General features: G+C 68.1%; 19 protein-coding genes and 1 riboswitch. Of the genes, 7 read left to right on the forward strand and 12 right to left on the reverse strand.

Annotation, left to right across the window (positions count from 1 at the left end):
- Positions 1 to 121 precede the first annotated feature (121 nt).
- Together ATO9_RS02705 and ATO9_RS02710 are read left to right on the forward strand one after the other, a co-directional pair.
- The gene (locus ATO9_RS02705) at positions 122 to 541 is read left to right on the forward strand and encodes a hypothetical protein (RefSeq protein WP_156127750.1); all 420 of its coding nucleotides are present in this window, start codon (positions 122 to 124) and stop codon (positions 539 to 541) included.
- 4 nt (positions 542 to 545) lie between these two features.
- Complete coding sequence (locus ATO9_RS02710; protein ID WP_052418049.1) at positions 546 to 917, forward strand: hypothetical protein; 372 nt, start codon at positions 546 to 548, stop codon at positions 915 to 917.
- Here the strand turns inward: ATO9_RS02710 and ATO9_RS02715 are convergent.
- The 4 genes from ATO9_RS02715 to cobW all read right to left on the reverse strand — a co-directional run bounded on the left by ATO9_RS02715 (position 901) and on the right by cobW (position 6,887).
- Entirely contained in the window at positions 901 to 1,413 is a 513-nt protein-coding gene (locus ATO9_RS02715) for a GNAT family N-acetyltransferase (RefSeq protein ID WP_043744658.1), read from the reverse strand. The two genes, ATO9_RS02710 and ATO9_RS02715, sit on opposite strands and share 17 nt — an antisense overlap.
- A 34-nt stretch (positions 1,414 to 1,447) precedes the next feature.
- A complete protein-coding gene (cobN, locus tag ATO9_RS02720) occupies positions 1,448 to 5,254 on the reverse strand; it encodes a cobaltochelatase subunit CobN (protein WP_043744661.1) in 3,807 nt (1,268 codons plus the stop codon).
- A gap of 64 nt (positions 5,255 to 5,318) precedes the next feature.
- Positions 5,319 to 5,795 (reverse strand): GNAT family N-acetyltransferase, encoded by a 477-nt coding sequence (locus ATO9_RS02725; RefSeq protein WP_043744664.1) that lies wholly within the window; start codon positions 5,793 to 5,795, stop codon positions 5,319 to 5,321.
- A gap of 21 nt (positions 5,796 to 5,816) precedes the next feature.
- On the reverse strand, positions 5,817 to 6,887 hold the full coding sequence (cobW, locus tag ATO9_RS02730; RefSeq protein ID WP_043744668.1) for a cobalamin biosynthesis protein CobW: 1,071 nt from the start codon (positions 6,885 to 6,887) through the stop codon (positions 5,817 to 5,819).
- 76 nt (positions 6,888 to 6,963) lie between these two features.
- Here cobW and ATO9_RS02735 point away from each other — a divergent pair, with 76 nt between their 5' ends.
- Entirely contained in the window at positions 6,964 to 7,263 is a 300-nt protein-coding gene (locus ATO9_RS02735; RefSeq protein WP_052418050.1) for a DUF1636 family protein, read from the forward strand.
- Between the two features lie 16 nt (positions 7,264 to 7,279).
- Here the strand turns inward: ATO9_RS02735 and ATO9_RS02740 are convergent, their stop codons facing one another.
- The 3 genes from ATO9_RS02740 to ATO9_RS23805 are packed head-to-tail and all read right to left on the reverse strand — an operon-like array spanning position 7,280 to position 8,625.
- Positions 7,280 to 7,759 carry a hypothetical protein gene (locus tag ATO9_RS02740; protein WP_043744671.1) on the reverse strand — a complete coding sequence of 160 codons (480 nt, stop codon included), beginning with the start codon at positions 7,757 to 7,759 and terminating at the stop codon, positions 7,280 to 7,282.
- Positions 7,756 to 8,433, reverse strand: a complete 678-nt coding sequence (locus ATO9_RS02745; RefSeq protein WP_043744674.1) for a CbtA family protein — start codon at positions 8,431 to 8,433, stop codon at positions 7,756 to 7,758. The genes ATO9_RS02740 and ATO9_RS02745 overlap by 4 nt, the downstream gene beginning before the upstream one ends.
- A 21-nt stretch (positions 8,434 to 8,454) precedes the next feature.
- Positions 8,455 to 8,625 (reverse strand): CbtB domain-containing protein, encoded by a 171-nt coding sequence (locus tag ATO9_RS23805; RefSeq protein ID WP_081979418.1) that lies wholly within the window; start codon positions 8,623 to 8,625, stop codon positions 8,455 to 8,457.
- A 35-nt stretch (positions 8,626 to 8,660) separates the two neighbouring features.
- Positions 8,661 to 8,872: riboswitch (cobalamin riboswitch) on the reverse strand.
- 209 nt (positions 8,873 to 9,081) lie between these two features.
- Here ATO9_RS23805 and smc point away from each other — a divergent pair.
- Positions 9,082 to 12,537, forward strand: a complete 3,456-nt coding sequence (gene smc / locus ATO9_RS02750; protein ID WP_043744676.1) for a chromosome segregation protein SMC — start codon at positions 9,082 to 9,084, stop codon at positions 12,535 to 12,537.
- 328 nt (positions 12,538 to 12,865) lie between these two features.
- On the opposite strand, the gene ATO9_RS02755 is transcribed toward smc, so the two are convergent.
- The 4 genes from ATO9_RS02755 to ATO9_RS02770 all read right to left on the reverse strand — a co-directional run bounded on the left by ATO9_RS02755 (position 12,866) and on the right by ATO9_RS02770 (position 16,352).
- Positions 12,866 to 14,059 carry a lytic murein transglycosylase gene (locus ATO9_RS02755; RefSeq protein WP_043744680.1) on the reverse strand — a complete coding sequence of 398 codons (1,194 nt, stop codon included), beginning with the start codon at positions 14,057 to 14,059 and terminating at the stop codon, positions 12,866 to 12,868.
- Positions 14,060 to 14,123: 64 nt separating this feature from the next.
- On the reverse strand, positions 14,124 to 15,023 hold the full coding sequence (gene cbiB / locus ATO9_RS02760; RefSeq protein ID WP_043744682.1) for an adenosylcobinamide-phosphate synthase CbiB: 900 nt from the start codon (positions 15,021 to 15,023) through the stop codon (positions 14,124 to 14,126).
- Positions 15,020 to 15,988, reverse strand: coding sequence for a threonine-phosphate decarboxylase (locus ATO9_RS02765; protein WP_202902090.1), 969 nt, complete (start codon positions 15,986 to 15,988; stop codon positions 15,020 to 15,022). Before ATO9_RS02765 ends, cbiB begins: the two co-directional genes overlap by 4 nt.
- Positions 15,981 to 16,352 carry a DUF1636 family protein gene (locus tag ATO9_RS02770; RefSeq protein WP_043745571.1) on the reverse strand — a complete coding sequence of 124 codons (372 nt, stop codon included), beginning with the start codon at positions 16,350 to 16,352 and terminating at the stop codon, positions 15,981 to 15,983. Before ATO9_RS02770 ends, ATO9_RS02765 begins: the two co-directional genes overlap by 8 nt.
- A 233-nt stretch (positions 16,353 to 16,585) precedes the next feature.
- Between ATO9_RS02770 and ATO9_RS02775 the strand changes: the two genes are divergently transcribed.
- A complete protein-coding gene (locus ATO9_RS02775; protein ID WP_043744688.1) occupies positions 16,586 to 16,975 on the forward strand; it encodes a response regulator in 390 nt (129 codons plus the stop codon).
- Positions 16,976 to 17,036: 61 nt separating this feature from the next.
- Here ATO9_RS02775 and ATO9_RS02780 read toward each other — a convergent pair whose 3' ends face one another.
- Positions 17,037 to 18,011, reverse strand: a complete 975-nt coding sequence (locus tag ATO9_RS02780) for a glutathione S-transferase family protein (protein WP_043744691.1) — start codon at positions 18,009 to 18,011, stop codon at positions 17,037 to 17,039.
- A 337-nt stretch (positions 18,012 to 18,348) separates the two neighbouring features.
- Here ATO9_RS02780 and ATO9_RS02785 point away from each other — a divergent pair, with 337 nt between their 5' ends.
- Positions 18,349 to 18,576: a DUF6732 family protein gene (locus ATO9_RS02785; RefSeq protein ID WP_043744694.1), complete on the forward strand. Its 228-nt coding sequence runs from the start codon at positions 18,349 to 18,351 to the stop codon at positions 18,574 to 18,576.
- 4 nt (positions 18,577 to 18,580) lie between these two features.
- Positions 18,581 to 19,786 (forward strand): sirohydrochlorin chelatase, encoded by a 1,206-nt coding sequence (locus ATO9_RS02790; RefSeq protein ID WP_043744698.1) that lies wholly within the window; start codon positions 18,581 to 18,583, stop codon positions 19,784 to 19,786.
- Positions 19,787 to 20,405 lie beyond the last annotated feature (619 nt).

Here is a 20,405-nt window from a genome sequence, read left to right on the forward strand (position 1 = left end):
AGGGTGTCGCAGGGTCCGATCCGGGCTGTGCCGTGGTTAACGGCATCTTAACCCGGCCATGGCCTGCTTGACCCGCATCCGGGCGACTGCCCGTCCGGGGCAAGGACCAGGAGGGGGACAGATGAGAGATTGGACCATGGCGCTGGCCGCGCTGACGCTGACCGGGGGCTGTATCACGACCGAGATGATGGTGAAGCCCGGTGTCACCTATGACCGGTACGAGCGGGACGTGGTGGGCTGCGCCACGACCTCGACCCAGAAGGTGCCGACCAACACGCAGGTCGGCTGGGCGCCTTATGTGGGGCTGTATTCCGTCGATACCAATTCAACGCTGCGCCAGAAGCATCACGAGCTGTGTCTGCGCGACAAGGGCTATTCCAAGGTTGCGATCCCGGTCTGCGAGGGGCCGGACGGGCGCGCCGCCCTGGCCCAGGCCCGGGCCCGTCAGGATCGCGCCCGCCGCATGAGTATCAACGGGCAGAGCTGTTACGTCGTCTTGGGCGATGGCAGCCGGTTCCTCTACACCCCTGCGGAGGGCTGAGCCGATGCGGAGGCTGTTCATCGTCGCCCTGCTGGCCGGCTGTGCCGCGCCGGTGGACGAGTTTCGCGGCGTGCCGGGGGCAAGGGCAAGCGTCGACGGGTCGGAGTTCATGATCTACCGCAAGGGGGATCAGGCGCAATCGGTGCGGACCAACGTGCAATATGCCCCCCGGATCGGCCCGCTGGCCGGGCGCGCGGCGGTGGCGATGCAGCAGGTCACGGGCTGTCGGGTCAAGTATATGGCCGGAGATGCCGCGATCCTTGTCGGAGAGCTGTCCTGCCCTGCCACCACTGCCACGGGCCACCCCCCCTGCGAGGTCGATGCGGTGCTGAAGGGGCGGCGGGGTTATCGCCTGGACGTCACGCGCCGCTGCTGATGCCGCCCTGATCTGGGACCATGCGGTCGAAGGTGAGGCTGGTGGGGCGGTCATAGCCCTCATGCGCCGTCAATCCGGTCTGGACGAAGCCCATCCGGGTGAAGGTGGCGTGGTTCTCGACCAACTCCACCCGGGTCTGCAGCCTGAGACGCGGGAGGCCAAGCGTCCGGGCGCGGGTTTCGGCCAGTTCGATCAGCTGCCGGGCCAGCCCCTTGCCGCGCGCTTGCTCCGCCACGGCGAGCTTGCCGAAATAGAGGTGATCCGGTTGCGGTGTCAGGATCACGCAGGCCTGCGGGGTGGGGGATGCGTGCGGGGCAGCAGGGTCGGGGATCACCCAGAGCTCTTTCCGTGCGGCCTCTTCCGACAGGGTGTCGGGCGTCATGCGCGACAGGGAGGAAGGCGGGTCGATCCGCCCCTCCATATAGGCGAAGGCCGCGGTCAGCAGGGCATGGACCGGGCCCATGTCGTCCCCTGGGAAGAGGCGCAGCGGTGTCATCCCGCGTGCCCGGGCCGTGGCCTGGCCCGGCGCGTCACAGCGCCCCCTCGATCCGCGCGCGGGCGGAGTTGCTGCGCGGCACCCACATGTTGCGGTCGATCGCCTCCTGCAGGCGTTCGGCGATCTCACGCAGCGCGGCGGGGTTGTGATCGGCGATGAACTGGCGCGTTTCCTCGTCCTCGAGGAAGGCCTGTTCGACAAGGTCGAAATGGTGGTTCTTCACCGCACCGGTCGTGGCCGCGAAGGCGAAAAGGTAATCCACCGTCGCGGCAATCTCGAAGGCGCCCTTGTAGCCGTGCCGTTTCACCCCGTCGATCCATTTCGGGTTCACCACGCGGGAGCGCAGCACGCGCGAGATCTCTTCGTCGAGGGTGCGGATGACCGGGCGTTCGGGGCGGGAATGGTCGTTGTGATAGACCGGCCGCGCCGCGCCCTGCAGGTGCTGGATCGCGGCAGAGGCGCCGCCCTCGAACTGGTAGTAATCGTCCGAATCCAGCAGGTCGTGTTCGCGGTTGTCCTGATTCTGAACGATCGCCTCGGCCTGGCCCAGCCGCTGTTCCAGTCCGGCGCGGTCGGCTTCGCCCTCGGTCTTGGCGCCGTAGGCATAGGCGCCCCAGGTCAGGTAGGCCTCGGCCAGGTCCGCCGTGTCGTTCCACAGCTTTTCGTCGATCATCGCCTGCAGGCCCGCGCCATAGGCGCCGGGCTTGGAGCCGTAGATGCGGTGCGCGGCCTCGCCCGCGCGGGTGCGCGCGGCGGCGGGGTTCTGGTCCTCGGCCTCGTCCATCTGCTGTACCGCGCGGGCGGCGCTGTCGAAGAGCGCGATGAGCTGCGGGAAGGCGTCGCGGAAGAACCCCGAGATCCGCAACGTCACGTCGACCCGGGGTCGGCCGAGGACGGAGGCGGGCAGCACCTCGAACCCGGTGACGCGGCGATTGGCGGCGTCCCATTGCGGCTTCACCCCCATCAGGGCCAGCGCCTGGGCGATGTCGTCGCCGCCCGTGCGCATGTTGGCCGTGCCCCAGGCGGTGACCAGCAGGGTGCGGGGGTAATCGCCATGATCCTGAAGGTGACGTTCGATCAGCAGGTTGGCGGATTTCCAGCCGAGTTTCCACGCGGTCGGGGTGGGCACGGCGCGGCTGTCGACGGAGAAGAAGTTGCGCCCTGTGGGCAGCGTGTCCAGCCGTCCTCTTGTCGGCGCGCCGGATGGCGCCGGGGCGACGAAATGCCCTGAAAGGGCGGTGAGGAGGCCCGAGCCCTCCATCTCGCCACAGGCTGCGAGGGTCGGCGCGATCCGGTCGCGGATCTCGTCGAGCACGGCGGCAGAGGCGGGGCCGATCCGGGATGTCGCCTCCGGCGTGTCATCCGCCAGGATGGCATCGACCAGCTCGATCGCCAGCAATTCCAGCCGTTCCACCGTATCGCCCTGGCTGCGCCACCTGTCCGGGGACACCGTCTTGAGGGCCTCGGGCTGTGGCCCGGTCCAGGGCGCGGACATGTCGCAATCGAGCGGGTCGAAGTCCAGCCCCAGATCCGCGGCCAGCGCGCGCGGCAGGGAGGCGTCGCGCCCGCTGCCATCACCGCGCGGGATGCGGGTCAAGGCGATCAGCAGGTCGCGGTAGAGCCGCCCCTCGGGCGATTGGCCGAAGACGTGCAGCCCGTCGCGGATCTGCGCCTCTTTCAGATCGCAGAGCCATGCGTCGAGCTTGGCCAGGTCCGTTTCCTGGTCGCCGGTAAAGCCCGCATCCTTGTCCACGCCCGACACCGAGGTCAGCGACAGGATTTCCTTCCTCAGGTGGTCGATGCGGCGGGGATCGACGCCGGCGGCCTCGTAATATTCATCGACCAGAGCCTCGAGGTCGCGCAGCGGTCCGTAGCTTTCGGCGCGGGTCAGCGGCGGGGTCAGGTGATCGACGATCACCGCCTGCGCCCGGCGCTTGGCCTGGGTGCCTTCGCCCGGGTCGTTGACGATGAACGGGTAGATATGGGGCATCGGCCCCATCACCGCCTCGGGCAGGCAGGTTTCCGACAGGGCGATGGCCTTGCCGGGCAGCCATTCCAGGTTGCCGTGCTTGCCCATATGGATCAGCGCCTGGGCGCCCCAGACCTCGCGGATCCAGATGTAGAAGGCCAGGTAATTGTGTGGCGGGGGCAGGTCGGGGGCGTGGTAGGTTTCCTCTGGGTCGATATTGTAGCCGCGCGCGGGCTGGACGCCGACCATGACATTGCCATGGGGGTGGAGGGAGAGTTTGAACCCCTTGGTGCCTTCGGTCGGGGCCTTCGCGGGGGGCGCGCTTTCGGATGCCTCCGGCGGGAGTATTTCTTGCAAGATGAAGCTGGGGGAGGCGAGGTCGTCGGCTGTCAGCGCGTGCAGGAACGGGTCGTCCTCGGGCGCGCCCCAGCGGTCGTTGATCTGCTGCTTCACGTCCCAGGGCAGGGCGTTGAAATGTTCGAGGTAGGTATCGAGCGGCAGGAACTGGCCGCCGGACCGTTCGGCGCGGTCGGTCAGGTAATTGGTCGGCCCGGCCAGGATGTCGGTCATCAGCGCATCGCTGTCGGCTGGGGTCCTGTCGACCGAATAGCCCGATTGCGCGAGCAGGTTCAGCGCGTGCACCGTGGCGGCGGGCGTGTCGAGGCCGACGCCATTGGCCAGCCGTCCGTCCTTGTTCGGGTAATTCGCCAGGATGATCGCCGCGCGGCGGTCGGCGGGGGCGGTGCGGCGCAGGGCGGTCCAGTTGGCGGCGAGGCGGGTGACGAAGTCGATCCGGTCGCCCCGGGTCTGCCAGCCGGCGATCGGGCATTCCGTCGCCTCGTCGTAGAAGCTTTCGCCCTTGAACGCCACGGCGCGGGACAGGATGCGGCCATCGACCTCCGGCAGGGCCACGTTCATCGCGATGTCGCGGGCCGAGAGGCCGGTCAGGGTCTCCTCCCACACCTCTTCGGAGGTGGCGGCGAGCACGACCTGGAAGACCGGGCTGTTGTTGGCCGAGGACGCGGTGAGCGGGTTGGCGGCGCTGTCGTCGCCATGCGGAGAGCCGACGGCGAAGGCGGTGAAGTTCAGGATGACCTCGGGCCCCGTTTCGGTGAAGAGGTGATCCAGCGTTGCCGCCGAGACCGGGTCCTTCAGCGAGGCCACGTAGACGGGCATCGGGTTCAGGCCGGCGCGCAGCAATTGCCGGGTCAGCCGGTTCACCGGGCCGAGGTCGGCCGATTGCAGCAGGGCGCGGTAGAACACGATGGGCACGACCGGAGCGCCGGGGGTCCACATCCCGCGCAGCGTGTCGAGGTCCGGGTCCGTCGCGCCGGGCCAGTAGAGGCCCGATTTCAGCAGCGGTCGCGCCGGGGCCGGGCGGTCGGTGTCGTCGAGCATTGCCTTGGCATGGGCGAGGAAGGTCTGCGCATTGTCTGGTCCGCCCTCAACCAGCGCCTGCCAGAGCGCGGTGTAATCCTCCTCGGACACCGTGGAGAACCGGCGCAGGTCGGCATCGGGCTTGTCGTCGCCGGGCAGGGCGGCGAAGGGCACCCCGGCCTCGCGCAGGCGGGCGGCATATTGTTCGAACCCGTATTTCCAGTACGCCGCGCCCCCCAGGATACGCGCCACGACCAGCCGCGATTTCGTTGCCGTGTTGTCGACGTGCAGGTCCACCGACATCGGGTGTTGCAGGTTCGACAGCTGCGCCAGCCGCAGGGCGGGCGGGTCGGTCATGGCCTGGCGGGCATGGGCCAGCGCGGCCAGTTCGGTGTCGGCGGCCGAGATCACCACCAGGTCGGCGGGCGACTGGTTCAGATCGACCGGTTCCTGGCCGTCATCGACACGTCCGGGGGTGGCGGCGAGAAGGTGCATGGCGATCCTTGAGGTCTGGGCGGGACAGGGATGCCCCGCGGCCCGCATCGCGGCGGGCCGGTGGTCACGCGGCGGGCGAGCTGTCCTCTGCGGCCAGCGTCTTTTCCATGAAGACCGAGGTCCCGTTCGCCTCGTAGGCGCCGAAGGGGCCGCGACGGGTGAAGCCGTGGCGTTCGTAGAGGCGGCAGGCGGCGTCGAGCTTGTCCGCGGTTTCCAGCTTGAGCTCGGTCAGGCCCTCGGCGCGGGCCTGGTCCTCGATCTGGCGCAGCAGGGCGGCGCCGACACCGCGACCGCGGGCGGCCTCGGTCACGAAGAAGCTTTTGACCTCTCCGTAGCCGTCGCAGATCTTCAGCGCAGCAGTACCGAGCGTTTCCGCCCCGTCGCGCGCCACGAAGAACCGGACGTCGGGCTGGGCCAGCGCCGCGTGGCTGAGGAAATGGTTTTCCTCGGGGTTGAAGAGGCGCCGCATCAGGGCCTGGCTGGCATCCAGCAGGTCGGAGGCGGGCGGTTCGGTCGGGTTGCCGGGGGCGATGATCAGCATGGGCGGCTCAGGGCTGGGGGTTCAGGCGGTCAGGGCCTGTTCGATGGCCGCGCGGTTCAGCCCGGTCTGGCCGATCACGACGAGGCGGGTTTCACGGGGCGCGGCGCCGAAGGGCTGGTCGTAATAGGTGTCGATCCGGGGGCCGACGGCCTGAAGCGTCAGGCGCATCGGCTTCGATTCCACGGCGGCGAACCCCTTGAGGCGCAGGATGCCATGGGCGCGGATCGTGTCGGCCACCTGTTCGGCAAAGGCCTTGGGGTCGGCGATCTCGCCACGGGTCACGACGAAGCTTTCGAACTCGTCATGGCCGTGTTCATGTTCGTGATCGTGGTGATGGTCGTCATCCTCGTCATCGTCGTGGTGATGATGGTGATGCACCTCGTGGCGGGCCTCCATGTCGGCTTCGGCCGCGGTTTCCAGACCCAGCAGCACCTCGGTCGGGAGCGCGCCCATGGCGGCCTGGACCACGCGGACACCGGGGCGCGACCCGTCGGTCAGCGCCTGGGTGGTGGTGGTCAGCGCGGTGCTGTCCATCAGGTCGGACTTGTTCACGACGATCATGTCGGCGCAGGCCAGCTGATCCTCGAAAAGTTCGGACAGGGGCGTTTCGTGGTCGAGGTTCTCGTCCAGCGCGCGCTGTGCATCCACGGCGGCCACGTCATGGGCGAAGGTGCCTGCGTGATGCGCCGGGCCGTCGACAACGGTGACCACGCCATCCACGGTCACGCGGGTCGAGATCGCGGGCCAATTGAAGGCGCGGACCAGCGGCTGCGGCAGGGCCAGGCCCGAGGTTTCGATCACGATGTGGTCGGGGCGATCCTCGCGGTCCAGCAGCTTTTCCATGGTGGGGATGAAATCCTCGGCCACGGTGCAACAGATGCAGCCGTTGGACAGCTCCATGATGTCCTCGTCGCGGCAGGTTTCGTCGCCGCAGCCGCGCAGGATGTCGCCATCGACGCCAAGGTCGCCGAATTCATTGATGATGAGCGCGATCCGCTTGCCATTGGCATTGGCCAGCATGTGGCGGATCAGGGTGGTCTTGCCGGCGCCGAGGAAACCGGTGACGACGGTGGCGGGGATCTTGGCGGGCATAGGGGGCCTCTACGGGTTGCGATGACGGCTGGATAGGGCCTATCAGCGTGGGAACATCTGGAAAAGGGGCGGCGGCATGATCTTTGTCTGCGCCAATTGCGAGGGCGGGGCCGAGCTGGCCGACCGGGCGGCCGAGGCCAGCGGCGAAGAGGTGCGGCGCGTCGGCTGCATGAATGCCTGCGCGCAGGCCCCCGTGATGGCGGTGCGGGAGCCGGGACGGGAGGCATACCTTTTCGGTCCCGTCAGCACGGAGGCGGCGGCGGAGACCGGCGCCTTCCTGTCGTTGTACCGTGCCGCGCCCCGGGGCCGGATCGCCGATGCGACGGGTCTGCCGGTGCTGCGGCATTGCCTGATCGGGCGGATTCCGGACCTCTGACGGGGCGCGGTCGGGGTCATGGGATCGTCACCTCGGTCGTGGTTTCGATCGGGGTGCCGTCATGGGCCAGCTGTTCGTGGCTGTTGGCGTTCAGCGTCACCCGCAGCGTGGCGGGGCCGGAGGGCAGACCGTCGAGATGGATCCAGGGGCCGTAGACCCGCGCCTCTTTCACGCCGTTGACGTAGACATGGGCGTGGCCCTGTCCATCCTCGTGCGTGGCATTCACCGCCTCGGGGGCGAAGCTCATGCCGTCGGGCATGATATGCACGTTCAGCGCGCCGGGCCCGTCGGGCGTGACCGCGACCCGGACCGAGGCCGCATCGGTCTCGATCAGGGCGGAATGGTCATGCGTCGCGATTGGCCCGTCATCGTCATGGGGTTCGCCATGGGCTGCGTGGTCGTGGCCTTCGGGCCCTTCGACGGTCTGGCCGAGCAGGAACCCCGCGCCGGTGCCGAAGAAGAGGCCGATCACGAGAAGCAGGAGGTTCGCCTTCATTGCGCCTCTCCCCGTGACCAGACATAGCCGGCGATCGTGCCGAGGATCGCCCAGGCCATCAGCCCGACGCCAAGCGCGCGGGATGCGAACAGCCCGGCGAGTTCCGGCGGCACCGGCCCGGCATAGCTGGCGTGATGCGGCGCGCCGACGAGATGAGGCAGCAGGATCAGCACCGCGCCCGCCAGTGCAGGCCAGAGGCTACGGCCGAAGGCGATCAGGGCGAGCCCTGCACCGGTCGCGGCGATGGTCACGAACCACCAGACCTGCCGCGCGCCGACCTCTGCCGCGGCGGAGCCGGGCAATTCGGGTGGCAGCGAAAAGGCCGGGGCCAGCTGGACCGCGACGAAGCCCGCCACGCCCCAGATCAGGCCGGTGCGGGCGTCGATCCGCGCGCCGCGGTTTTCGGCGACGGACATGGCGACGACAAGAAGCATCGCGTAGCCGGTGTAGATCAGTGCCGAGAACAGCACCGACAGCGCATCGCGCACCGGATCGATGGCAAAGGGGATTTCCGGGACCGGCGTGGGGCCGGAGCCGAAATGGGTAAGCGTGCCGGATTCGAACAGCTCGGCCCGCAGGAGCGAGGGCTGTACGAATGCCAGTTGCAGCAGGGCTGCGATCAGACCCGCTGCAAATCCAGCGAACAACGCGCTGGTCAGCAATTTCTGGAACATCGGACTGTGTGGGTCAGACGATCAGTGGCAGGGGAAGCCGGTGGCGTGGCGCACGTCATGTGCGGCATCGTGCAGGGCGCCGGCCTGGGCGTGGCCCGCCACGAATACGATCCCGAGGCCGATCAGGCCAACGGCGGCGAGCGCCAGGATATCGGAACGGAGGCCGGAAAGGCTGAGCGTCTGGGTCGTCATATCTGTATCTCCTTGGCCGTCATCCCCGACGGCTGGTTACCATGTTACGCACGGCTGGTCTCCTGGCTTGCGGGTCATCGCGCCTTGTGCCGCCTTCCCGGTGTCCCAGTGGCGTATGGCACTGCGCTCTCCGCTTACAGTCGCGGGGGCGGCTGCGGCTAGGGCCCCGATATGGGTCGTCCCGTTCCGCATTCCCAATTCATCCTCGGACGCTTTGCGCCCTTGCGAGGAACCATGCCGTTTCGTTCTGCCGTGCAGAGGGCCACAGGGTCAAGGCCCAATGCGGCGCGCGGGATCCGATTTGCGGCTGGCTGTGGCGGAAAGTATGCGGCGGAAAGGCGCAATATCTTGGGGATAAGTCGTCTGACGGCCCCATATCCAGCGTGTGAGCGTTGACTCGTTGGCTTTGGCCCCTTCATGCTGAGGCGATACCGGAATCACGATCAGGCCTGCAACTTGCGCTTTTCCAAAATCAGACTCACCGGCTTCAAGAGCTTCGTCGACCCGACTGACCTGTTGATTCATGACGGGTTGACCGGTGTCGTGGGGCCGAACGGCTGTGGCAAGTCGAACCTGCTGGAAGCGCTGAGATGGGTGATGGGCGAAAACCGCCCCACGGCGATGCGCGGCGGCGGGATGGAGGACGTGATCTTTGCCGGGGCTGCCAGCCGCCCGGCGCGCAACTTTGCCGAAGTGTCGCTGCATATCGACAATTCTGAACGCCTGGCCCCGGCCGGATTCAATGACCAGGACGGGATCGAGATTGTCCGCCGGATCACCCGCGATGTCGGATCGGCCTACAAGGCCAACGGCAAGGACGTGCGGGCGCGGGACGTGCAGATGCTGTTCGCCGATGCCTCTACGGGCTCGCATTCGCCGGCGCTGGTGCGGCAGGGCCAGATCTCGGAACTGATCAACGCCAAGCCCAAGGCGCGGCGCCGGATCCTCGAGGAAGCGGCGGGGATCTCCGGCCTCTATCAGCGGCGCCACGAGGCCGAGCTGAAGCTGAAAGGGGCGGAGCAGAACCTGAGCCGCGTCGATGACGTGATCGAGACGCTGGCCCAGCAATTGGCCACGCTGGAGCGGCAGGCCCGGCAGGCGCAGCGGTATCGGGCCATTGGCACCGATCTGCGCAAGGCCGAGGGGATGCTGCTGTATCGCCGCTGGAAAGAGGCAGAGGAAGCGCGGGCCGCGGCGCTTGCTGCTCTGAAGGAAAAGGTCACCGGTGCGGCCCAGGCCGAACGCGCTGCGCAGGACGCCGGAAAGGCGCGCGCCGCCGCCGAGGACGTGCTGCCGCCGAAGCGCGAGGAAGAGGCCGTGGCGGGGGCTATCCTGCAACGGCTGAGCGTGCAGCGCGACGCCATGGTCGAGGAAGAGGAACGCGCGGTCGAGCTGATCGAACGGCTGAAGGGCCGGATCGCCCAGCTGATCCGCGACCGCGAGCGGGAACAGGGTCTGAACCGCGATGCCGGCGAGACGATCGAGCGGCTGGAATGGGAAGCACGCGAACTGACCAAGGCCGGTGAGGGACACGACACGGCGTTGGCCACGGCGGCCGAGGCCGCGCGCGAGGCCGGTGCGGTCCTCAGCCAGCGCGAGAGCGACCTGTCGGAACTGACCGAGGACGTGGCCCGCCTGGCCGCGCGCCACCAATCCGCGCATCGCGTGCTGGATGACAGCCGCAAGACCCTGACCCGCAGCGAGGCCGAGGCCGAAAAGGCCCGGGCCGCCGTGACGGAGGCGCGGGCCGCGCTGGCAAAGGCCGCCGAGGACCGGCAGGCCGCGGAGGCGGAGCTGAGCCAGGCCCAGGCCACCGCCCAGCGGGCCGAGGAAACCCTGGTGGAGGCCGAAGCCGCCCGCGCCGATACGCAAACACGCGAGGCCGATGCCCGCGCTGCGCGATCCTCGGCCGAGGGCGAGGTGAACGCCTTGCAGGCCGAGGTTTCGGCGCTGGCCCGGCTGGTGCAGCGCGACACCGCCGAGGGCGGCCAGGTGATGGACGAGCTGCGGGTGCGTCCGGGGTTCGAAAAGGCGCTTGGCGCGGCGCTGGCGGACGATCTGCGCGCGCCCGTCGTGTCGGGCGATGGCCCGTCGGGCTGGGTGAACCTGCCGGAATATGACGACGCGCCGGCCCTGCCTGCCGGGGTGCAGCAGTTGTCGGACGTGGTCGAGGTGCCGGACGTCCTGTTGCGCCGGATCGGCCAGATCGGGGTGATCGAGGCCGAGGAAGCCCCGAAATTGCAGGCTCTTCTGTTGCCGGGCCAGCGGCTGGTTTCGGCCGAGGGGGATTTGTGGCGGTGGGACGGATATCGCGCCTGGGCAGAGGATGCGCCCTCGGCCGCGGCGCTGCGTCTGCAGCAGATGAACCGGCTGGAAGAGCTGAAGCAGGAACTGGCCCGCGCCACCGCGCAGGCCGAAGGGGCCAAGGCCGCGCATGAGAGCCTGTCCAAGCGTCTTGCCGACCTGACGGAGGCCGACCGCGCCGCCCGCCAGGCCCGCAAGGATGCCGATGGTCTGGTGTCGCAGGCCGCGCGCAAGCTGAGCCGCGCCGAGGCGGATCATTCGATGGCCGAAAGCAAGCTGGAAAGCCTTGGCCTGTCGGTCAGCCGTTATGAGGAAGAGGCGCTGGAGGCCTCGACCCAGGTGAAGGCCGCCGAGAAAGCCGTGCGGGAATTGCCCGATCTCGATGGCGCGCGATCTGCCGTCGAGGATCTGAAGATGACCGTGGAGGCCGCGCGGATGGCGATGATGTCGCGCCGGGCCGCCCATGACGAGCTGCGCCGGGAAGGCGAGGCGCGGGTCAAGCGGTCGCAGGAAGTGACGAAGGAGCTGTCGGGCTGGCGGCTGCGACTGGATACCGCCGGCAAGCGGATCGGAGAGATCGACACCCGCAAGGCCGAAAGCGAGGCCGAGCTGGAAACCGCCGCGGCCCAGCCCGGTGAACTGGCCGAAAAGCGCGAGGCGCTGAACGCGGATATCGCCAAGGCCGAAGCGCGCCGGGCCGAAGCCGCCGATGCGCTGTCCAAGGCCGAAGCCGCCCTGCGCGAAGCTGTCGCCGGAGAACGCGATGCGGAACGGACCGCCTCCGAGGCCCGCGAGGCGCGCGCCCGGGCCGAAGCCCGGTCCGACGCCGCGCAGGAGGCCGTCAGCGCCGCCGCCGAACGCATCGCCGACGAGATGGAGCTGTCGCCCAAGCAATTGCTCGACAGTCTCGACGTCGATGTCGAAAAGATGCCGTCCTCGGAAGAGATCGAGAACGACCTGAACCGCCTGCGCCGCCAGCGCGATGCGCTTGGTGCGGTGAACCTGCGGGCCGAAGAGGACGCCAGGGAAGTGTCCGCCGAACATGACGAACTGGTCAACGAGAAGAACGACCTGACCGAGGCGATCGCCACCCTGCGCGGCGGCATTGCCGGGCTGAACCGCGAGGGCCGGGACCGGCTGTTGCAGGCCTTCAGCCAGGTGAACCGGAATTTCGGCATGCTGTTCCGCCACCTCTTTGGCGGCGGCGAGGCGAACCTGGTGCTGGTGGAATCCGAGGACCCGCTGGAGGCGGGGCTGGAGATCATGTGCCAGCCGCCGGGCAAGAAACTGTCGGTTCTGTCGCTGCTGTCGGGCGGGGAGCAGACCCTGACCGCGCTGGCGCTGATCTTTGCGGTCTTCCTGGTGAACCCGGCCCCGATCTGCGTGCTGGACGAGGTCGACGCGCCTTTGGACGACGCCAACGTGACCCGGTTCTGCGACCTGCTGGACGAGATGGTGAACCGCGCCGATACGCGGTTCCTGATCATCACCCACCACGCGGTGACGATGGCGCGGATGGACCGGCTGTTCGGTGTGACGATGCAGGAACAGGGCGTGTCGCAGCTTGTCTCCGTTGATCTGAAACGGGCGGAGCAGTTGGTGGCGTGAGCGGAGGCCGAGCCGCTACATACTATCGAAGTTACTTTACCTTTTCGGCTCTGCGGCTGCTACGTTCTTCGCGTTGCGAACAACAGCGGCGCGAGGAGATCGTTAGCATGAGCGAGAGCAACTATCGAAGATGGATGGTCGCCATCGGGATCGCGACAGTGGTCCTGGCGGCTCTCCGGCTCTGGATCAGCCGATAGGCTGAAAAAGAGTGGCCCGGCAGAGTAGCAGCTCTGCCGGGCCTTTTAGAAGGTGACGTTCTGAACGAAACGTTCCTATCGAATGCTCAGCTTGTACCACATCCCCTAAGATCCGGTAAAGCCGCGCCGCTTCAGAGCCGGTTCAGCAGGGCCGCCGTGGGCCAGGCATCGGCGGGCAGGCCGAGTTCCTGCTGGACGGCCTGCACGGCCTCGCGCGATTTCGCGCCCAAGATGCCGTCCACATCGCCCACGTCATAGCCGCGCGCCACGAGGCGGCGTTGCAGGGTCTTCATCTGCTCGCCCGAGAGGCCCGGGTCTGGGTTGCCCGCGTCGAAGACAGGGGCGCCCTGCAGTCGGGTGGCGAAATAGGCGGCTGTCAGGACGTAGGTAAAGCTCTGGTTCCATTCGAAGTAGACGTTGAAGTTCGGGTAGGCGAGGAAGGCCGGCCCCTTGCGCCCCTGCGGGATGATGACCGAGGCGGGCAGGTTGGCGAACCACTGGCCGGCGCGCGGGCGCACGCCCATCCGTTCCCATTCGGCCGGCGACATGGTGGTGCGCAGCCCGGTCTTGGACCAGTCCATTTCGGCGGGCACGTCGATTTCCTGGATCCACGGTTCGTTCGCACGCCAGCCGAGGTGCTGCAGCATCTTGGCCCCGGACATCAGCGCATCGGGGGCGGAGGTCTTGAGGCTGACATGGCCGTCGCCGTCGCCATCCACGCCGTTTTCGATGATGTCGCCGGGTAGCATCTGGACCATGCCGATCTCGCCAGCCCAGGCACCGGTGGTGCGGGCGGGGTCGAAATCGCCCATCTCGTACAGTTCGAGCGCGGAGAAAACCTGCGGCCGGAACAGTTCTGGCCGGCGGCAATCGTGGGACAGCGTGACCAGCGAGTTCAGCGTGTTGAAATCGCCCTGGAAGGCGCCGTAATCGGTTTCGAAGGCCCAGAAGGCCAGCAGGACGCCGCGGTCGACGCCGTATTGCGCCTCGATCCGGTCAAAGACGCTGTCATAACGCTTGCCGTTGGCGACGCCCGCATTGATCCGGTTCTGGGAGATCAGGCGCCGTGCGAAGGTGGTGAAATCCAGCTGGAACACGCCTTGGCGACGGTCGGCGTTCAGGGTTTTCTGATCCTGCCGGACGGAGGCGAAGAACCGGTCGACGGTGGCCGCGTCATGGCCGCGTTGCCTGGCCTCTTCCTTCAATCCGCCGACGAAGCTGCTGAAGGAGCCGCCGCATTGCGCCAGCGCCGGTGCGGCGCCGAGGGTGAGGCCAGTGACCAGAGCCGTGACCAAGACCTTGGTGGAAGGAAGAATTCGGAGCATCGCAAACCTCTTGGATGAAATCCGAGGCAGCCTATCAGGATCGCCGGTCAGGGCAATGGGGCGATCAGGTGAGCAGCGCCTTCACGCAGGCCAGCGCCAGCAGCAGCCCCCAGCTGCGCCAGAGCATCGCGGCGCAGCGGTCGACGGCCTCGAAGGTGGGAAACCTGTCGCCGGAGCCGTGGACCCAGGCGAAATCCCGCATCTCTCCGTCATAGGCGCGGGGGCCGGATAGCGCGACGTCGAGCGCCTGGGCCATGGCCGCTTCGGGCCAGCCGGCATTGGGCGAGCGGTGCAGGCGGGCGTCGCGGGCGATGGCGGGCCAGTCGGGCAGGCGGCCCAGCGACAGCGGGATCAGCAGGGCCGACAGCCGGGCGGGCGCCCAGTTCAACAGATCGTCCAGCCGTGCGGCGGCCCAGCCGAAGTCGCGATGACGTGGCGTGAGGTAGCCGATCATGCTGTCGGCGGTGTTGATCGCCTTGTAGGCCAGCAGGCCCGGCAGTCCGAGGATCAGGAACCAGAAGACCGGCGCGAGCACCGCGTCGGAGAGGTTTTCGGCACCGCTTTCGATGGCGCCGCGCACGATGGCGGGTTCGTCCATCTGGGCGGTGTCGCGCCCGACGATCCGAGACACGCTGACCCGGCCCGCGGCGACCGACAGGCGCAGGGCGCGGGCCACGTCGGACACGTGATCGGCCAGCGAGCGTTGGGCCAGCAGGATCGCGGCGACGACCGCTTCGACCACCCAGCCGAACTGGGCGATGACCAGCCCCGCCAGCAACCCGCCCAGCAGCAGGCACAGCGTCAGGATCACCCCCTTGGCCTTGCGAAAGCTGCCATGGTTGAACCGACGGTCGGCCCAACCGATGCCGCGCCCGATGGCGACGGCGGGGTGGGTGACGCGGGACCAGAGCCAATCGGGTTCACCGAATGCAGCATCAAGGAGAAGGGCCAGGACGAGGGTCATTCAAAGCGCTCCAACGCGTTTTCCAGGCGCGTCCAGCCCTCCGGGCCGGGCAGGCCGAGCCGCAGCGCCGTGGCCGACCAGGGGAAACGGCGGGTCCAGATATGGTGGCGGGCCAGGTGGTCATGCAGGGCCTCGGCGCGCGGGTGGTCATAGAGCCGGAAGAGCGGTGTGCCCCCGGTCAGCGTGGCGCCGCGGGGCAGGATCAATTGGTCGAGCCGATCTGCATCGTCGCGCAGCCGGGTGCGCGTCGCCTCGGCCCAGGCGGGATCGGACAGCGCCTGGCAACCGATCGACAGCGCAGGGCCGGAAACCGGCCAGGGGCCCAGCCGGTCCGCAAGCGTCGCGATCAGGGCCGGGTCGCCGATGGCGAAGCCCAGTCGCAGCCCGGCGAGGCCCCAGAACTTGCCGAAGCTTTTCAGAACCAGCGTGCCGGGATCGGTGGCGCGGGCGATCAGGCTGCGCTCCGGCGCGATGTCGCAGAAGCTTTCGTCGATCACCGTGAGAGGGGCGGCGGCCGGATCGTGCCAGCGCCCGTCGGGGTTGTTGGGATGCACGACGACGCGGGCGTCGGGGGCGGCGCAGGGGCCGTCCTCGACCTGCCAGCCCGCGAGGCGGAAGGCGGCGGCGTGTTCGTTGTAGGTGGGGCCGGGGATATGCACCTGGCCGGCGGGGCGCAGCGTCGGGATCATCGCGATGGCGGCAGAGGCACCGGGGATGGCCAGCAGCGCGGCGCCATCGGGTACAGACCAGAAGCGGCGCGCGGCCAGGCACAGCGCATCGGCGGCGGCGCGGTCGGGCAGGGCGGTCCAGGCGTCAGCGGGCAGCGGGCCGGGCTGGTACGGCACCGGGTTGATGCCGGTCGAAAGGTCGATCCAGTCCGCGCGGTCGCCGCCGAACCGGGTGCGGGCGGCGTCGATGCCACCGCCATGGTCGCGCGGGGCGACGGTCACGGAAGGGTCACTCATCCTTGGGCAGGGGCGGATGGCGGGTCACGAAATGCCCCTTCACCCCCTGCGGCCATTCGCGGAAGGGCACGCGGCCGGTGTCGCTGTCGGCGTGCATCCGGGCATAATCGACGATGGCCTGGGCGCTGTCGGCATCGGGCGTGAAGCGGCCCAGGGTGTAGGCCAGCTTGCCTTCGCCCTGCACCGCGATGTTGCAGCCATGGGTGCAGCCCATCAGGCAGGAGGTGCGGCGGGTGCGGACCTGGGTGCCCTCGGCCGCGGCCTCGACCAGGACGGCCAGCGACTCGCCATCGGTGACCTCGACGCCGCGATCGGCCCAGTCGTCGCGTTTGCAGGTGTCGCAGATGGTGATCCAGGTGGTCATGGCGGCTCCGTCGGTCGAATCGTCGTCCGGTTTCACCTGATTTTTCGGCGATTGGCAATTTTCCACCGGCGGGTTTTCCGATCCGAAAAACATTAACGATTTGTTAGGACTTTCGCGGCATTTCTGAAAATACCGAAGAGAATGTGGCTGGAAGGCCATCCGTGAGGTACCGAACAGTGACCCCGAGATCATCCGATCGCGACGCGACCCCCGACCTGGAACCCGACAGGCACATGCCCAGAGTCCTGATCGTGGGCGGCCCGGACAACATCCGCTGGATATGGAAAACGCATCTCGACCAGCAGGGTCTTGAGGTTCATGTCGCCGCTGACGAGGACGCGGCGATCGAGTTTCTGCGCCGGATGGATATCGACGTGATCGTGCTGGATGTCATGCTGAGCCACGGGGCGGGCTTTGCCGTATCGGACTATGCCCAGTTCCGCCGCCCGGATGCGCGGGTGATCTTTGTCACCCGCGATGATTTCCTGTCGGGCGGGGCGATTTTCCAGCTGTCGGCCAATGCCTGCGCGGCGATCCCGGCGCATTTCCGGCCCGCCGACATGGCGGCAATGGTTGCCCATTACGCGCAGCCGCAGCGGCGCCCGGCGGACAAGGTCGCCTGAGCCACGCCGTCGGTGCGCGTTAACCCCGCCCGCGCCTCTGACGCGAGTTCTGGCGAGACGGTCAGCCCCGTCCGTGCGGCGCGTCCAGGTCGAGCCGCGCGGTGATCGGCACGATCCGGTTCGGATTGATGTGGTCGTGGCTGTAGTAATAGTGCCGCGTGATGTGATCGAAACGCACCGTGTCGGCCACGCCCGGCCACTGATACAGCTCTTTCAGGTAGCCCCAGATGTTCGGGAAGTTCACGATCTGCGTGCGGTTGCACTTGAAATGCGTGTGGTAGACCTTGTCGAACCGGATCAGCGTGGTGAAGAGCCGCCAGTCGGCTTCGGTGATCCGGTCGCCGGTCAGGTAGCGGTTCTGGGCCAGCAGACCTTCGATCCAGTCGAGGCTGTCGAAGAGCGCGCTGACCGCGTCGTCGTAGGCCTCCTGCGAGGACGCGAAGCCGGACTTGTAGACGCCGTTATTGACCGTGTCGTAGATGCGGGCGTTGACCTCGTCGATGCGGGGGCGGAGCGCCTCGGGGTAGTAGTCGTCGGTGTTGCCGGTGATCCCGTCGAAGGCGGAATTGAGCATACGGATGATCTCGGCCGATTCGTTGGAGACGATCTGGTTCGTCTCCTTGTCCCAGAGCACGGGCACGGTGACGCGGCCCGTCATCTCGGGATCGGCCTTCTGGTAGATCTCACGCAGGAAGTCGGCCCCGAAGAGCGGGTCGCCTGTCGCGCCGTCGAAATCCGTCTCGAAGCTCCAGCCGTCCTTCAGCATGTCGGGATGCACGGCAGAGACGTCGATGTGATCCTCAAGCCCTTTCAACGCGCGGAAGACGAGTGCGCGATGTGCCCAGGGACAGGCATAGGAGACATAGAGGTGGTAGCGCCCGGACTCGGCCTTGAACCCACCTTCGCCCGAGGGGCCGGCGCTGCCATCGGCGGTCACCCAGTTGCGAAAGGACGTCTCGGCCCGGACAAACTTGCCCCCCTTGTTCAGTTCGCTCAGGCTTTGGTCTTTCCAGACCCCGTCGACCAGCATTCCCATCGTTCTCTCCTTTGTTCAGGGCCAGATGTAAGGCCTGGGGCCGACAGGTCCATCGCGGCAGGCGCGCACCAGCCCTGCATGGATGCACAGAGGTGGCCAGCCGTCGGGCCTGCGCGCCCCGTGTCGCCACCGACCCCTGCGATGCCGCTGCGGGCGATTGCATCGCCGGGGCGGCGGCGATAGGAAGGGGGCGACGACGCCCCCTGTCCAGGGGGCCGGAGAGGTGAGTGCCGAAGGGTCGACCCAGATCGGGGACCTGCCAGCGCTATCGTCGAGACCGGCTTGCGCCATTCGGGCGGACCGGCCCCTTTCCGGTATCGAATGGAAAGGACCCGCCATGCGCCTTCTTCTAGCCATCCCCCTTGCCCTCACCGCCGGGCCTGCCCTGGCCCATGTCGGCCACCTGGGCGAGGTTGCGGGCCACGGTCACTGGCTGGGCGCGGCGGCCCTTGGTGCGGCGATCGCCATCGGGCTGTGGCAGGGTCTGCGCAACAAGGGCGAGGCCGAGGACGAAGCGGAACCGGAGAGCGAAGAGATCTCCGACGAAGAGCCGCAGGAGGCCTGAGACGATGACCAAGACCGGGGTGATGATCTGCGGGCACGGGTCGCGCAGCCAGGCGGCCGTGGACGAATTCGCGGTGCTGGCCGAAAAGCTGCCCGCCCTGCTGCCCGAGGACTGGGCGGTCGATTACGGCTATCTGGAATTCGCCAACCCGGTCATCCGTGACGGGCTGGACCGCCTGCGCGAGGCAGGGTGCGACCGCATTCTCGCCGTGCCGGGCATGCTGTTCGCCGCGATGCATGCCAAGAACGACATCCCCACGGTGCTGAACACCTATGCGACCAAGCACGGGATCGAGATCTCCTATGGGCGCGAACTGGGCGTCGATCCCAAGATGATCGCCGCCGCCGCCGACCGCATCCGCACCGCCATGGCCGACGCGGATGCCGGGGGCGAGACGGTTCCCTACGAGGAAACCTGCCTGGTGGTGATCGGGCGCGGGGCCTCTGACCCCGATGCCAACGGCAACGTCGCCAAGATCGCGCGGATGCTGCATGAAGGGCTGGGCTTCGGCTGGGTCGAGACCGGCTATTCCGGCGTGACCTTCCCGCTGGTCGAACCCTGCCTGCGCCACGTGACGAAGCTGGGCTACAAGCGGGTCGTGGTCTTCCCGTATTTCCTGTTCACCGGCATCCTGATCGACCGCATCTACGGGTTCACCGACAAGGTCGCCGCCGATCACCCCGAGATCGCCTTCGTCAAGGCGGGCTACCTGAACGACCATCCCCAGGTGCTGGACACCTTCGCCGAGCGTGTGCGCGAGATCGCGGGCGGCGCGGTCATCCCCAATTGCGGCATCTGTGCCTATCGCGAACAGGTGCTGGCGCTGGAGGATGGCGAACACGTCCATATCCGCCCCGAGGATCGCGCCCACCCGGCTTTTGCCGACGTGCCGCCGCCGACCTGCGTGCTGTGCAAGTACCGCGCCGCCGTGATCGGCTTCGAGGCCGAGGTCGGTGCCGTACAGGAAAGCCACCACCACCATGTCGAGGGGCAGGGGGCATCCGCGCCGGGCTCCAACGTGGCCGATTGCACCCTGTGCGACACCTTCTGCACCGGGGAATGCCGGCTGGAGATGCCGGGGCACCACCATCACCATGGGCACGACCATGCGCATGGTCACGGCCATGACCACGGCCACGGGCACCACCACCACGCCGAATACCCGCATGCCAAGCACCCGCACGGGCCGGAAAGCGCCCGCAGCAGATGAGCGCGCGCCATTTCGACACCCATGTCGTCGTGGATTGGTCCGCCCGCAACGCGCCCAGCCCCGCCGCCCCCAGCAAGGATGCGATCTGGATCGGCGTGCAGCGTGACACCGGCCCCGAGGCGCCGCGTTATTTCCGCACGAGGTCCGAGGCCGTGTCCTGGCTGGCCGACTTCCTGTCGGCCGAGGCCGGAGCAGGGCGCAAGGTGCTGGCGGGCTTCGATTTCCCGTTTGGCTACCCGGCGGGCGTGGCGCGGCGCATCTGCGGATCGGACCGCGCGATGGACCTGTGGGACTGGTTCGCGGGCCATGTCTCGGACGGGCCCGACAACGTGTCGAACCGGTTCGAGGTCGCCGAAGGGATCAACGGGCTCTATGACGGGACCGGGCCCTTCTGGGGCCGCCCGGAGACCGCGCCGTTCCCGGCGATCCCGGTCAAGCAATCCGAACGCGAGGGCAGCGATCACCCCGCCGAACACCGGCTCTGCGATGCACGGGCGCGCGGGGCCAAGACGGTCTGGCAGCTGGCCTATGCGGGGTCGGTCGGATCGCAGGTGATCCTGGGCCTGCCGGCACTGGCCGCCCTGCGCAGCGATCCGCGCCTGTCGGGCCGCGTCGCCGT

This window comes from Pseudooceanicola atlanticus (genome assembly GCF_000768315.1).
Taxonomy (GTDB): domain Bacteria; phylum Pseudomonadota; class Alphaproteobacteria; order Rhodobacterales; family Rhodobacteraceae; genus Pseudooceanicola; species Pseudooceanicola atlanticus.

Bases quoted from the DNA above. Each gene is read 5' to 3' on its own strand.
- ATO9_RS02705 (WP_156127750.1), top strand. From the start codon at position 122: ATGAGAGATTGGACCATGGCGCTGGCCGCGCTGACGCTGACCGGGGGC.
- ATO9_RS02710 (WP_052418049.1), top strand. From the start codon at position 546: ATGCGGAGGCTGTTCATCGTCGCCCTGCTGGCCGGCTGTGCCGCGCCG.
- ATO9_RS02715 (WP_043744658.1), bottom strand. From the start codon at position 1,413: ATGACACCGCTGCGCCTCTTCCCAGGGGACGACATGGGCCCGGTCCAT.
- cobN (WP_043744661.1), bottom strand. From the start codon at position 5,254: ATGCACCTTCTCGCCGCCACCCCCGGACGTGTCGATGACGGCCAGGAA.
- ATO9_RS02725 (WP_043744664.1), bottom strand. From the start codon at position 5,795: ATGCTGATCATCGCCCCCGGCAACCCGACCGAACCGCCCGCCTCCGAC.
- cobW (WP_043744668.1), bottom strand. From the start codon at position 6,887: ATGCCCGCCAAGATCCCCGCCACCGTCGTCACCGGTTTCCTCGGCGCC.
- ATO9_RS02735 (WP_052418050.1), top strand. From the start codon at position 6,964: ATGATCTTTGTCTGCGCCAATTGCGAGGGCGGGGCCGAGCTGGCCGAC.
- ATO9_RS02740 (WP_043744671.1), bottom strand. From the start codon at position 7,759: ATGAAGGCGAACCTCCTGCTTCTCGTGATCGGCCTCTTCTTCGGCACC.
- ATO9_RS02745 (WP_043744674.1), bottom strand. From the start codon at position 8,433: ATGTTCCAGAAATTGCTGACCAGCGCGTTGTTCGCTGGATTTGCAGCG.
- ATO9_RS23805 (WP_081979418.1), bottom strand. From the start codon at position 8,625: ATGACGACCCAGACGCTCAGCCTTTCCGGCCTCCGTTCCGATATCCTG.
- ATO9_RS02755 (WP_043744680.1), bottom strand. From the start codon at position 14,059: ATGCTCCGAATTCTTCCTTCCACCAAGGTCTTGGTCACGGCTCTGGTC.
- cbiB (WP_043744682.1), bottom strand. From the start codon at position 15,023: ATGACCCTCGTCCTGGCCCTTCTCCTTGATGCTGCATTCGGTGAACCC.
- ATO9_RS02765 (WP_202902090.1), bottom strand. From the start codon at position 15,988: ATGAGTGACCCTTCCGTGACCGTCGCCCCGCGCGACCATGGCGGTGGC.
- ATO9_RS02770 (WP_043745571.1), bottom strand. From the start codon at position 16,352: ATGACCACCTGGATCACCATCTGCGACACCTGCAAACGCGACGACTGG.
- ATO9_RS02775 (WP_043744688.1), top strand. From the start codon at position 16,586: ATGCCCAGAGTCCTGATCGTGGGCGGCCCGGACAACATCCGCTGGATA.
- ATO9_RS02780 (WP_043744691.1), bottom strand. From the start codon at position 18,011: ATGGGAATGCTGGTCGACGGGGTCTGGAAAGACCAAAGCCTGAGCGAA.
- ATO9_RS02785 (WP_043744694.1), top strand. From the start codon at position 18,349: ATGCGCCTTCTTCTAGCCATCCCCCTTGCCCTCACCGCCGGGCCTGCC.
- ATO9_RS02790 (WP_043744698.1), top strand. From the start codon at position 18,581: ATGACCAAGACCGGGGTGATGATCTGCGGGCACGGGTCGCGCAGCCAG.